At 37.0% G+C, this 13,411-nt stretch carries 8 protein-coding genes and 1 pseudogene; 8 read left to right on the forward strand and 1 reads right to left on the reverse strand.

Going from position 1 to position 13,411, the window contains the following annotated elements:
* Window positions 1-225 precede the first annotated feature (225 nt).
* Window positions 226-2,919 (forward strand): aconitate hydratase AcnA, encoded by a 2,694-nt coding sequence (gene acnA, locus BBS29_RS04430; RefSeq protein WP_068129387.1) that lies wholly within the window; start codon window positions 226-228, stop codon window positions 2,917-2,919.
* A 40-nt stretch (window positions 2,920-2,959) separates the two neighbouring features.
* On the opposite strand, the gene plsY is transcribed toward acnA, so the two are convergent.
* Entirely contained in the window at window positions 2,960-3,556 is a 597-nt protein-coding gene (gene plsY, locus BBS29_RS04435) for a glycerol-3-phosphate 1-O-acyltransferase PlsY (RefSeq protein WP_068129389.1), read from the reverse strand.
* A gap of 195 nt (window positions 3,557-3,751) precedes the next feature.
* Here plsY and parE point away from each other — a divergent pair, with 195 nt between their 5' ends.
* The 7 genes and pseudogenes from parE to BBS29_RS08425 all read left to right on the forward strand — a co-directional run.
* Window positions 3,752-5,725, forward strand: coding sequence for a DNA topoisomerase IV subunit B (parE, locus tag BBS29_RS04440; RefSeq protein WP_373554034.1), 1,974 nt, complete (start codon window positions 3,752-3,754; stop codon window positions 5,723-5,725).
* On the forward strand, window positions 5,718-8,132 hold the full coding sequence (gene parC, locus BBS29_RS04445) for a DNA topoisomerase IV subunit A (RefSeq protein WP_068129392.1): 2,415 nt from the start codon (window positions 5,718-5,720) through the stop codon (window positions 8,130-8,132). The genes parE and parC overlap by 8 nt, the downstream gene beginning before the upstream one ends.
* 66 nt (window positions 8,133-8,198) lie before the next feature.
* Window positions 8,199-8,999: a gluconate 2-dehydrogenase subunit 3 family protein gene (locus BBS29_RS04450; protein WP_068129394.1), complete on the forward strand. Its 801-nt coding sequence runs from the start codon at window positions 8,199-8,201 to the stop codon at window positions 8,997-8,999.
* Complete coding sequence (locus BBS29_RS04455; protein WP_068129396.1) at window positions 8,992-10,746, forward strand: GMC family oxidoreductase; 1,755 nt, start codon at window positions 8,992-8,994, stop codon at window positions 10,744-10,746. The genes BBS29_RS04450 and BBS29_RS04455 overlap by 8 nt, the downstream gene beginning before the upstream one ends.
* 196 nt (window positions 10,747-10,942) lie before the next feature.
* Window positions 10,943-11,815 carry an Abi family protein gene (locus BBS29_RS04460; protein ID WP_084778844.1) on the forward strand — a complete coding sequence of 291 codons (873 nt, stop codon included), beginning with the start codon at window positions 10,943-10,945 and terminating at the stop codon, window positions 11,813-11,815.
* Window positions 11,816-12,173: 358 nt separating this feature from the next.
* Entirely contained in the window at window positions 12,174-12,938 is a 765-nt protein-coding gene (locus BBS29_RS04465) for an acetamidase/formamidase family protein (RefSeq protein WP_218836836.1), read from the forward strand.
* A gap of 225 nt (window positions 12,939-13,163) precedes the next feature.
* Window positions 13,164-13,411, forward strand: a pseudogene (locus BBS29_RS08425) (hypothetical protein); the annotation flags it as partial.

Genomic DNA, 13,411 nt, shown 5'->3' on the forward strand with positions numbered 1-13,411 from the left:
TAAATACACTCCTAAATTAAAACCTTTATATATTATACATTAAAATGATGAAAAGTATATGTTTACATCCATAATAAACGAATAGTTATTGTTTTATTCTTTTACATAACTAAATCTTATATTTAAATATAGGTAGTTCGTATTGAAAAATAATGTTTATATGTTTCAAAATGAGCTGTAAACAGTTACAATTAAATTAACGTATATATTCCGGGGGGAAATTTTATGACAAACAATTTACAACAAAATGCAAAACGCACATTGAATGTAAATGGAATTGAGAAGACATACTACTCACTCAGATCTTTAACAGATGCTGGGTATAGCGATGTTGAAAAGTTACCATATTCTATTCGTGTGTTATTAGAATCTGTCTTACGTCAATATGACGGACATTCTATTCAAGAAAAACATATCGAGTCTCTTGCGAACTGGGACAAAGGTGATTTACAAGGTAAAGAAGTACCGTTTAAACCATCACGTGTAATTCTTCAAGACTTTACAGGTGTACCAGCTGTCGTTGACTTAGCGTCATTACGTAAAGCGATGAACGACAAAAACGGTGACATTCAAAAAATTAACCCAGAAGTACCGGTGGACTTAGTCATTGACCACTCAGTACAAGTTGATTCTTACGGCACACACAGTGCACTCGTTAAAAACATGGAATTAGAATTTGAAAGAAACAAAGAGCGTTACGAATTTTTACGCTGGGCAGCTGAAGCGTTTGATAACTATCAAGCAGTGCCGCCAGCAACAGGTATCGTTCACCAAGTCAACTTAGAGTACTTAGCAAACGTTGTACATGACCGTGACAATGTAATCTTCCCTGACTCACTCGTTGGTACAGACTCACATACGACAATGATCAACGGTTTAGGAGTGCTCGGATGGGGTGTTGGTGGTATCGAAGCTGAAGCAGGAATGCTCGGTCAACCAAGTTACTTCCCATTACCTGAAGTAATTGGGGTTAAATTAAAAAACCAATTACCAGAAGGTGCAACAGCAACAGACTTAGCATTACGTATCACTCAAATGTTACGTGAGCACGGCGTTGTTGGCAAATTCGTTGAGTACTTCGGTGAAGGGGTATCAAACTTACCACTTGCTGACCGTGCAACGATTTCAAACATGGCGCCAGAATACGGTGCAACGAACGCATTATTCCCAGTCGATGAGGAAACATTAAACTACTTAAGACTGACAGGTCGTTCTGAAGATCATATTGAATTAGTTGAACAGTATTTAAAAGAAAACGACTTATTCTTTAACAAAGATAAAGAACCAACATATTCTGAAGTGCTTGAGCTAGATTTATCAACAGTAGAGCCTTCATTATCAGGACCAAAACGTCCTCAAGACTTAATCTTACTTTCAAAAATGAAAGAAGAATTTGAAGCTTCTGTAACGAGAGAAAACGGTAACCACGGTCACGGATATTCTAAAGAAATCTTCGACCAAAAAGTCGACGTTGAGTATAACGACGGTGGAAAAGAAACTCTTAAAACAGGTGACTTAGTCATCGCTGCGATTACATCTTGTACGAACACATCTAACCCGTACGTAATGTTAGGTGCAGGATTAGTTGCTAAAAAAGCAGTGGAAAAAGGATTATCAGTTCCTAAGCACGTGAAAACTTCACTTGCACCAGGTTCAAAAGTAGTTACTGGTTACCTTGAAAACTCAGGTCTTCAAGAGTATCTAGATAAGCTAGGGTTTAACACTGTTGGTTACGGTTGTACGACATGTATCGGTAACTCAGGTCCATTACGTGACGAAGTAACAGAAGCAATTACTGAAAACGACATGCTCGTATCATCAGTATTATCTGGTAACCGTAACTTTGAAGGGCGTATCCACCCACTAGTTAAAGCGAACTACTTAGCGTCACCACAGCTCGTAGTTGCTTACGCTTTAGCAGGTACAGTTGATATCGACCTTTATAACGATCCGATTGGACAAGATAAAGACGGTAACGACGTATTTATGAAAGATATCTGGCCATCAATTCAAGAAGTTAGAGATACTGTGTATGAAACAGTAACACCAGAATTATTCAAACGTGAATACGAGACAGTGTTTACTTCAAACGAAACGTGGAACAACATTAAAGTAACAGATGCACCATTATACGACTTCTCTGATGATTCAACGTATATTCAAAACCCAACATTCTTCGAAGATTTACCAGAAGAAGCGGGCAAAGTTGAAGCATTAAATGACCTTAAAGTTCTTGCGAAGTTCGGTGACTCTGTAACGACAGACCACATTTCTCCAGCAGGTGCGATTGGTAAAGATACACCAGCAGGTAAATGGTTAATTGAACAAGGTGTATCACCACGTGACTTTAACTCATACGGTTCTAGACGTGGTAACCATGAAGTAATGGTACGTGGAACATTTGCGAACATTCGTATTCGTAACCAAGTTGCACCAGGAACTGAAGGTGGATACACAACTTATTGGCCAACTGGCGAAGTAATGAGTATTTACGACGCAGCTATGAAGTATAAAGAAGACGGCACTGGTTTAGTTGTACTTGCTGGTGACGACTACGGAATGGGATCAAGCCGTGACTGGGCAGCTAAAGGTACAAACTTACTCGGTGTGAAAGCAGTACTTGCTGCATCATACGAAAGAATTCACCGTTCTAACTTAGTTATGATGGGTGTATTACCGCTTCAATTCGTTGAAGGTAAACACGCTGAAGACTACGGTTTAGAAGGAAACGAAACGTTTAACATCCCTGTAAACGAAGATGTTAAACCAGGAGATATCATTACAATCACTGCGACTAAAGAAGATGGAAGCACTGTAGATATCGATGTTAAAGTTAGATTTGACTCTGAAGTAGAAGTAGACTACTACCGTAACGGTGGTATCTTACAAATGGTACTTAGAGACAAACTTAAAAATTAATCGTCCAAGTATAAAAGGCCAAGACATTATGTCTTGGCCTTTATTTCTTTTTGAATAAGTATGCTTTTGGTTCAGTTTTGTTTTTAATCCGCTTCATGTTTGGTATGTGTTTAAAGACGATAAGTATAAATAGTATTCCTGATACGATTTTAAGTGCTAAGTTATTTGTAAACAACGATAGTATAAAGAGCATCGTTACGCCAGATACACTTGCAAGTGATACGTAGTGGAATACAGTTAAGACGATTAAAAAACAGAGTAAAATAATTAAAAAGATGAGAGGCGCAACGGCCATGATCACACCGGCACCAGTTGCGACAGCTTTTCCACCTTTAAACTTTAAAAATATAGAATATACATGGCCAAGTGCTGCACATAATCCAAATATAATGACCGGTATATCTACGTTCATCCACATTGCTACATATACTGGAATTGCACCTTTTAAAAAGTCTAATATTAAGACGATAATCCCTGATTTCTTACCTAGAATTCTAAACGTATTCGTCGTACCGATATTACCGCTTCCGTGTTGTCTTATATCGACGTTATAAAACACTTTTCCAATAATGTAAGCAAACGGAATCGCGCCAAAAATATATGAAGCAATAAGTAAAACGATTGTTGATAATTCCATTTGACACCCTCATTTTTAATAGTAGGTAATAATATTTTAACACATCTCGCTCGTGTGTATATAATTATTAATGAAGCGTCTATAATAATGTTATGTAAACTTATAAAATATGTTAGAGGTTTTCAAATTGAGGGAAGTACTATAAAATATAAGAAGAGATTTTAATTCGAACGTATGTTTGTAGGAGGTACGCGGTTGGCACATTCAAATTACTCAGAAGACTCAATTCAAATATTAGAAGGCCTAGATGCAGTTCGTAAACGTCCAGGTATGTATGTTGGATCTACAGACGCAAGAGGTCTTCATCATTTAGTATATGAGATTACAGATAACGCAGTAGATGAAATTATTAACGGCTATGGTAATAAAATAGAAATTACAATCAATAAAAATGGAAGTATTACTGTGAGTGATAACGGACGTGGATTACCGACAGGCATGCACCAAAGTGGTAAGTCGACGCCAGAAGTTATTTTTACTATCCTCCACGCTGGAGGTAAGTTTGGCTCTGGTGGATATAAAACGTCTGGAGGACTTCATGGTGTTGGTGCGTCCGTCGTAAACGCATTATCAGAATGGCTAGAACTTGAAATATGTAGAGACGGTAAACGATATAGTATGTCATTTAAAAACGGTGGAGAAGTTGACGAGCCGTTAAAAGAAATTGGCAATACGAATCAAACCGGAACGCGTGTTACGTTTAAGCCAGATCGTACGATTTTTAAAACGGGTACACAATTTAATTTCGAGACAATCGTTGATCGTATGAGAGAATCAGCATTTTTAGAAAAGAATCTAGAAGTGAGTATTACCGACTTAAATACAGATAAACATGAATTGTTCCATTACGAAGACGGCTTACTTTCTTTTATTAATTTCTTACATGAAGGTAAAGAAAACTTTGGTTCACCGATCGCATTCTCCGGTAATTTAAACGGTATGCAAGCAGATGTTGCGTTTCAATATAACGACCAGTATTCAGAAACGGTCATGAGTTTTGTAAACAATGTCCGTACGAAAGACGGCGGTACGCACGAGGTTGGCTTTAAATCATCATTTACACGTATTTTTAATGATTTCGCGCGTAAAATTGGCGAATTAAAAGATAAAGACAAAAACCTCGAAGGTAACGATATTCGTGAAGGGCTAACAGCTGTCATTTCCGTTAAAATTCCTGAAGAGTTACTTCAGTTTGAAGGACAAACAAAAGGGAAGCTCGGTACACCTGAAGCGAGACAATTAATGGATCACGTTTTAAGTGAGAATTTACCATATATTTTAGAAGAGAACGGTGTTTTATCAGCTGAACTCGTTAAAAAAGCAATTAAAGCTAGACAAGTACGTGTCGCTGCACGTAAAGCACGTGAAGAGATGCGTAACGGTAAAAAATCGAAACGTCGTGACGTTTTACTATCTGGTAAGTTAACACCAGCTCAAAGCAAAAACAGAAAGAAAAACGAACTCTTTTTAGTAGAGGGAGACTCTGCAGGAGGTTCGGCGAAACTTGGACGCGATAGAAAATTCCAAGCGATTTTACCGTTAAGAGGTAAAGTGATCAATACAGAACGCGCACGTTTTGAAGATATCTTTAAAAATGAAGAAATAAATACGATTATCCATACGATCGGAGCAGGTGTCGGTAATGAGTTTGATATCGATCAAGTGAACTACGATAAAGTGATCATTATGACAGATGCAGATACGGATGGTGCACACATTCAAGTGCTACTTCTTACTTTCTTCTTTAATTATATGCGTCCACTTTTACATGCAGGTAAAGTGTATATCGCGTTACCTCCGTTATTTAAATTAGAGAAAAAACGTGGTAAAAAACAAGAGACTCGATATGTGTGGACAGAAGAGGAACTTGAAGCAATGAAAGAAGAACTCGGTGATAACGTTGAAATTCAGCGCTACAAAGGTCTCGGGGAAATGATGGCAGACCAGCTTTGGGAGACGACGATGGATCCAGAAAATCGTACACTCATTCAAGTTCTAATTGATGATGAGGCACTTTCGTTAAAACGAGTATCAACTTTAATGGGTGATAACGTTGAAATTAGACGTGACTGGATTGAAGAGAACGTCAGCTTTACGTTAGAAGATGACGCGTCAATACTCGATAGTGATCGTATTGACATATTAGAGGACGGTGATAGTTATGCATAAACATATTCAACAATTAAAACTTGAAGACGTAATTGGTGACCGCTTTGGTCGATATAGTAAATACGTTATACAAGACCGTGCGATTCCAGATGTACGTGACGGATTAAAACCCGTACAGCGCCGTATTTTATATGCGATGTATAAAGACGGAAATACGTTTAACAAAGGATATCGTAAATCTGCGAAAACTGTCGGTAACGTAATTGGTAACTACCACCCACACGGTGAATTGAGTATATATCTCGCGATGGTACGTTTAGGTCAAGACTGGAAGATGCGTGAAGAGCTCGTTCAAATCCACGGTAACAAAGGTTCAGTCGACGGAGACCCACCAGCAGCAATGCGCTATACTGAAGCGCGTCTGTCTGAATTATCAGGTGAGTTATTAAACGATATCGATAAAGATACTGTCGACTTTATGGATAACTTCGACGACACGGCAAAAGAACCGACAGTATTACCGTCAAAGTTTCCAAATATATTAGTGAATGGTTCAACTGGTATTTCAGCGGGTTACGCAACAGATATTCCACCGCATAATTTAGAGGAAGTCATTAACGCCACTCTAAAAGTCATCGATAAACCGACTGTAAAAACAAGTGAATTACTTGAAATTATGCAGGGACCTGATTTCCCAACAGGTGGGATTATTCAAGGTAAAAAAGAACTTCAAAAAGCATATGAAACAGGACAAGGTAGAATTGTCGTGCGTGCAAAAGTCGACGTTGAAACTAAACGTGGAGACAAAGTACATTTAGTCATTACAGAATTACCGTTTGAAGTAAATAAAGCAGCACTTGTTAAAAAGATCGATGAGATTATATTAGATAAAGAAGTCGATGGTATGTTAGAAGTGCGAGATGAAACAGACCGTGACGGTTTAAGAGTGATCATCGAATTACGTAAGGATTCAAATATCGATGCGATACTCAATTACTTATATAAAAAGACGAATTTACAAGTGTCGTATAACTTTAATATGGTCGCAATTAATAATCGCCGACCAAAACTACTAAGTTTAAAAGAGATATTAGAAGCATATATCGCACATCAAAAAGACGTCGTTTTACGTCGTTCTAAATATTTACTCGATGCAGCGTCAAAACGTATGCATATTATCGAAGGATTAATGCGTGCGTTATCGATACTCGACGAAGTTATTCGAATTATACGTGAATCAGAAAATAAAAAGAATGCAAAAGAAAACTTGATGAGCGCGTATGATTTTACTGAACGACAAGCAGAAGCAATCGTCATGCTTCAGTTATATCGATTAACTAATACGGATATCGTCGATTTAGAAAACGAACATGTCGATTTAGAATTCGAAATCAATATGTTAAAAGAAATAATAGATGATGAAAACACGCTTAAAAAAGTGATTAAAAAAGAGTTACGTGACGTGAGACAACAATTCAAATCAGAGCGCTTAACAGTCATCGAAGACAAGATACAATCACTTGAAGTCAATCGTGAGATGTTAATTCGAGAAGAGGATACAGTAATTATTGTGACACGTGACGGATACATTAAGCGTACAAGTCCGAGAAGTTTTGGAGCGAGTCCATTTGAAGAACTCGGTATGAAAGATGACGATGAGTTACTGTTCTTTAAAGAAGGACATACGCTAGAAACGTTACTCGTGTTTACAAACCGAGGTAATTATATGGTAATCCCTGTCCATGAACTAGAAGAGATTCGTTGGAAAGACCACGGCGTACATTTATCAAGTAAATATAATATCGAAAGTAATGAGTATCCACTGTTTGCGTATGCGATTGAGTCGTTTGAGGAAGCGGCTTCTATCGTCATTACGACAAAACTTGGTCAAGTGAAGAAAACAACGTTAAAAGGTCACGAAATGACACGTATCAATCGTGTGATTGCAGCGATCAACTTAAGTAAAGATGACGCGGTCGTTAGCGTGGATGTTGTAACAGACAATACGAACATATTGTTATTAACTAAAAACGGTATTTCACTTATGTTTAATATCGATGAAGTATCAGAAACTGGTCTTCGAACAAAAGGTGTTAAAGGTATATCGTTAAAAGAAGACGACAAAGTAGTATTAGGACAACTCGTAAAAGACAATGATTACTTGTTATCTGTGACGAATAGAGGAGCCGTGAAACGTACGAGTATCGACGTATTCGAACTCGGAAAACGTAGTCAAGTTGGTAAAATGTTATATAAAACAGTGAAGTCAAAACCGCATGAAGTAGTGCGTGCTACCCTTTACAAAGGGAACTTTAAGATTTTCTTATTTAATGAAAATGATCATACTAGTATTGAAGCAATGGATATTCGTTTATCCGACAAATACTCAAACGGATCCTTTGTGATTGACGAAGACAAATTTGGGGAGATAGAAACCGTAAACTTTTCTAAGTACTTAATACCTTAATCGTATTGTATTTTAGATGTAAGTTGTTAAAATAGAGATATGATAATGTAAAGGGGGAAAATTATCATGGCTGAAAACAAAAATGAAAAACAGTTTTCAAGACGTGACTTCCTGAAGACAACAGGTGTTGCTACTGGTGGTATTATCGGTGGTTCGTTACTTGGTGGACTCATTGGGTTCAACTTAGATGGCGGTAAATCTGATGCACCGACTGTCGGAGGAGGCGATTCTGGTGAAGGTGGCGGCCAATCGGCTGAATCACTTCCAATTAAAGATGCGAGAACATACTTCAGTCGTCAAGACGACTTTAAAAATCTTGCTGCAGCTGCAGATATTATTTATCCAGAAGATGATAATGGACCGGGTGCAACTGAACTCGGTGTACCATATTTCATCGATAGACAAATGTATGGTCATTACGGACACAACGCAACAGACTACCGTTTTGGACCATTTGAACCGATGCGTTCAGACACTCACGGACGTCAAGAGAGAATTACACGTGGTGAGATGATGATTATCGGCTTAAGAAAATTAACAGATGTCAGTCAAGAGGCACACGATAAAAAGTTCCATGAACTTGAAGAGAAACAAATGATTGATATTTTAAAACAATTTGAAGCGGGAGAAGTTGAAACGCCAGGTATGCGTTCAGAGGCATTCTTTGAATTATTAAGAAGCCTTGTAATCGAAGGTGTGTATTCTGACCCGGTTTACGGTGGAAATAGAGATATGGCAGGTTGGAAGATGATCGGTTACCCAGGACCTCGTATGGGATGGGGACACGATATTATGTCTGAAGAGTTCTTAGAACTCGAACCTGAAAGTTTAAGAGATTATCAAGGAGGAGGCGTAACTTATGGCTAAGAAATTAGATAAAGTCGACGTAGTAGTCGTAGGTACCGGCTGGGCTGGTGGAGTAGTAAGTGCTGAAATGGCGAAAGCTGGTAAAAAAGTAGTTACACTAGAGCGTGGTGGACACGCAAACCGACAAGACTATATCGGTGTAAAAGACGAGCTTCGTTTTGATAATCGTTTCCAAATCATGCAAAACTTAAAAGGTGACACAGTAACGTCACGTAACGAATTGGACGAAACAGCGTTACCTGTTCGTACGATGAAAGACTTCCAATTAGGAGTTAACGTCGGAGGAGCAAGTGTGCACTGGGCAGGTAGTACATATCGTTACTGGCCATATGACTTTGAAATTCGTAGTATGACTGAAGAGCGCTACGGAAAAGATAAAATTCCTGAAGAAATGTCGATTCAAGACTGGGGAATTACTTACGAAGAGCTTGAGCCATATTATGAAATGTGGGAGAAAACAGCAGGTATTGGTGGAGAACAAGATCCATTAGCTCCAGAACGTAAAATGGAATGGCCAAACCCACCGATGGAAGAAACTCCTCCATTAAAATTATTTAAAGATGCAGCGAGAGAACTCGGATTACATCCGTTCCAAATGGCATCAGGAAACATGTCTCAAAACTATGAAAACCCTGATGGAGAAAAAATGAACGCTTGTATGTACTGTTCATTCTGTACACGTGCAGGCTGTGACTTCAGTGCAAAATCTGACCCACTCGCAACTGTTATTCCAACTGCTTTAAAACACGATAACTTTGAATTACGTACAAACTCTCTTGCTCGTAGAGTACTGTACAACAAAGATTCTAAAAAAGCAGAAGGTATTCTATATACAGACTTAGTAACTGGGGAAGAATATGAGCAACCAGCAGACGTTGTTGTACTTGCAGCATTTGCGATTTCTAACAACCGTCTACTTATGCTTTCAGATATCGGTGAACAGTACGATCCAAAAACTCGTAAAGGTGTAATTGGACGTAACTTCAACGGTCAATACAACTCTTCATTCAACGGTGCAAGAGGATTCTTCGACGATAAGAAGTTTAACTTATACATGGGTGCAGGAGCACTTGGTGCATGCTTAAACGACTATCAAGCGGATAACTTTGACCACACTGATTTAGACTTCATCGGTGGTGGATGTATCGAATTACGTCAATACGGATTTGGTGCGATCGCTAGTGGACAAAATATTAAAGGCGACACACCAAATTGGGGTAAAGAATTCAAGGAAGAGTCACTAAAATATGCATACAGTATGCTACATGTTTGGTATTCTGCGTGTACTTTATCTTACTACCACAACTACACAGACTTAGACCCAACTTATAAAGATGAGTTTGGTGATCCGTTACTACGTGTAACTTACAAGTTTGGTGACAACGAACGTAACATCGCGAAGTTCGGTGTAGAAAGATGTCATGAAATCTTAGAAGCGATGGGTGCAGACCACATCGAAGATGACCAAGTACCAGAAGAATTTGACCACAAATATCAAGGTGGACACTACACAGGTGGAGTTATCATGGGTGAATCAAGTGAGAACTCAGCAGTCAACAACTACCTACAAATGTGGGACGTTGACAACCTATTCGTAGTCGGTGGATCAGCATTCCCTCAATTCGGAGGACACCACCCAACACCAACAATCGGTGCACTCGCATACCGTGCGTCAGAAGGTATTCTAAAATACTTAGACGACGGTGGCGGACAATTAGTAAAAGACAAAGAAGCGGCGAACGCATAATATAAAATTTAATTCGCACACCCTCTAAAGCTAGACGAAATCCTAGTTTTAGGGGGTTTTTCTTCTTAAATAAAAATCATTTGTATAGACAAAGTGAAATAAAAAGCTTATTATATAAGTAACAGAACCCACCACGCCTCTTAACAATGCGTACCATGGTGGGACTTTTTTTATATCTAGGTAGGGAGGGGACCTTATGGTAAACGGTGATAATATGCACATTAAACAACCAAAAACATATGAGGAACAAATCGATTTACTAAAAAAACGTGGACTTATTATAGAAGATGAATCATATGCTATAGATATACTTAGTAAAATTAATTATTATCGTTTTAGCGCCTATACTTTAACTTTAAAGAGTAATGATATATTTTATGAAGGTGCTTCATTTAATCATATATATAAATTGTATGAATTTGATAGAAAGTTACGTTTAGAATTACTATCATTATTGGAGAAAATTGAAGTTTCCTTTCGTACTAAAATCTCCTACTATTTGGCCCATAAATATGGTTCAACATCATATCTAGATGAATCTAACTTTAAAAATTTAGACTATTTCAACGATATGAGAACTCAAATTAATCATGAAGTACATAGAAGTAAAGAACTATTTATTATTCATCATAAAGAAAAATATAAATCCATATTTCCAATTTGGGTTGTAATTGAAGTCACTTCATTCAGTTTACTTTCAAAAATATACTCGAACTTACATGATAATGATCAAGATGGAATTGCAATTACTTTTAACAACAACCGTTTTTATATTAGAAACTGGTTATATGCTTTATCTACTTTAAGAAATATCTGTGCGCACTTTGGTAGACTATATAACAGACATTTACCTATTCATTTTAAACTATCAAAAGCGGATCGAAAGAAAATAAAATATGGCAATACTACTTTTGCAGCTATTTATGTGATTTGTAAAATTTTAAATGATAAAGTTTTAACGAAAATACTATTAACAAATATCTCAGAACTTTTTAATGAGTATGAAGAAGTGGATATTACTCAATTAGGTTTTCCTGAAAACTGGACAAATATTTTAGAAACCATATAAAAGTATCGTAATAAATTAGGTTTAATAAATTCATTTATTACGGTGCTTAATATTATGAACTTTTAGTTATTTAGGCGTTTATCTAACATAAATTATGCGATTTTGTTAGATATCCGCGGATAATTAACATATTTTAGTTTTTCGACCCGGTTTTTGTTAGATATATCAGGATAATTAACAAATTTTGGTTTTTTCAACTGCTTTTTGTTAGATATATCCAGATATCTAACATTTTGTGAGTTATTTTGTTAAATAAACAGCACGAACCACCACTTCACCCTCTAAATTGCCTTTTTAAACTGTATATGATACATTTAAGTCAAAATATGAATGCGTTTACAATTAAAGGAGCTTGATGATGATGAAAAAACTTTCTGCTGATAATACTGTTTTTTCTTTTTCTAAAGATCACGAACCGGTGATGTTTATTGATAGTGGCGAAACGATTGAAGTTGAGACGGTTGATGGGTTATCAAACCAAATTCGTAAGGAATCGGATATGATTGATTCACTCGACTGGGATAGAGTGAATCCAGCAACGGGACCTATTTTTGTCAACGGTGCTGAAAAAGGTGACACGCTTAAAGTAACGATTGAAAAAATTAATATCGATATTCAAGGTGTGCTTTTAACAGGTCCAGGAATTGGAATGCTTGGTGATGAACTCACTGAGATGACTAAAAAGATTGTACAGATTAAAGATGATAAAGTAATATTTAACGATAAACTTTCGTTCCCAATTACTAAGATGATTGGTGTTATTGGAGTTGCTCCTGAACAAGATGAAATACCTTGTGGGACTCCAGATTCTCATGGTGGAAATATGGATACGACGATTATTAAAGAAGAATCTGTCGTTTATTTCCCAGTTCGTACAGAAGGTGCGTTACTCTGCTTAGGAGATTTCCACGGTGCGATGGGAGATGGTGAAATTTGTGGTACAGGCGTTGAAATTGCTGGTTCTGCCGTTTTAAAAGTTGAAGTGATTAAAGATAATGAAATCGATCATCCAATCGTAAAATACGGTGAAGGACTCTCATTTATCGTTTCAAAAGAAACGCTGGATGAGTCAGTTAAAGAAGCGACAAAACAAGCGGTTCATTATTTAGCTAATAATACTTAATTAGAAGTAGATGAAGCTGCGATGTTATTAAGCGCAGTCGGTCAGGCACAAATCAGTCAAGTCGTAGATCCACTTATGACAACGCGGTTTTTAATACCTCAATTTGTGTTAGATACGTATGACTTAAATTTCTATTAAGATAAAGAACTTTAGGTATTTCGCACTATATGAGAAGTTACTTTTCTCATTATTATAATTATTTATGCTACATTTGGGGTGAATTTAATGAGTGAGGTCACAGAACTCTATGATTATATTTTTAATGAAAGCTATCTAATTAGATATGGCTATTATGATATTAAAGATATGAAAAAAATAGCTGATTATTCATCAAAGAGTGAATTAGAAGAGAATGAGATATTATACGGAAAATCAGATGCATTTTATCTTAGGATTTTCAATATGAATGAACTTGATAAATTGATAGATCAGATAAATGATTGCTATTTTAATTATAATTTTATATACAAAGG

It is taken from the genome of Nosocomiicoccus ampullae (assembly GCF_001696685.1).
GTDB classification, from domain to species: Bacteria; Bacillota; Bacilli; order Staphylococcales; family Salinicoccaceae; genus Nosocomiicoccus; species Nosocomiicoccus ampullae_A.

Excerpts from the sequence above, each read along its gene's own strand:
- acnA (WP_068129387.1), top strand. The coding sequence starts at position 226 with ATGACAAACAATTTACAACAAAATGCAAAACGCACATTGAATGTAAAT.
- plsY (WP_068129389.1), bottom strand. The coding sequence starts at position 3,556 with ATGGAATTATCAACAATCGTTTTACTTATTGCTTCATATATTTTTGGC.
- parC (WP_068129392.1), top strand. The coding sequence starts at position 5,718 with ATGCATAAACATATTCAACAATTAAAACTTGAAGACGTAATTGGTGAC.
- BBS29_RS04450 (WP_068129394.1), top strand. The coding sequence starts at position 8,199 with ATGGCTGAAAACAAAAATGAAAAACAGTTTTCAAGACGTGACTTCCTG.
- BBS29_RS04455 (WP_068129396.1), top strand. The coding sequence starts at position 8,992 with ATGGCTAAGAAATTAGATAAAGTCGACGTAGTAGTCGTAGGTACCGGC.
- BBS29_RS04460 (WP_084778844.1), top strand. The coding sequence starts at position 10,943 with ATGGTAAACGGTGATAATATGCACATTAAACAACCAAAAACATATGAG.
- BBS29_RS04465 (WP_218836836.1), top strand. The coding sequence starts at position 12,174 with ATGATGAAAAAACTTTCTGCTGATAATACTGTTTTTTCTTTTTCTAAA.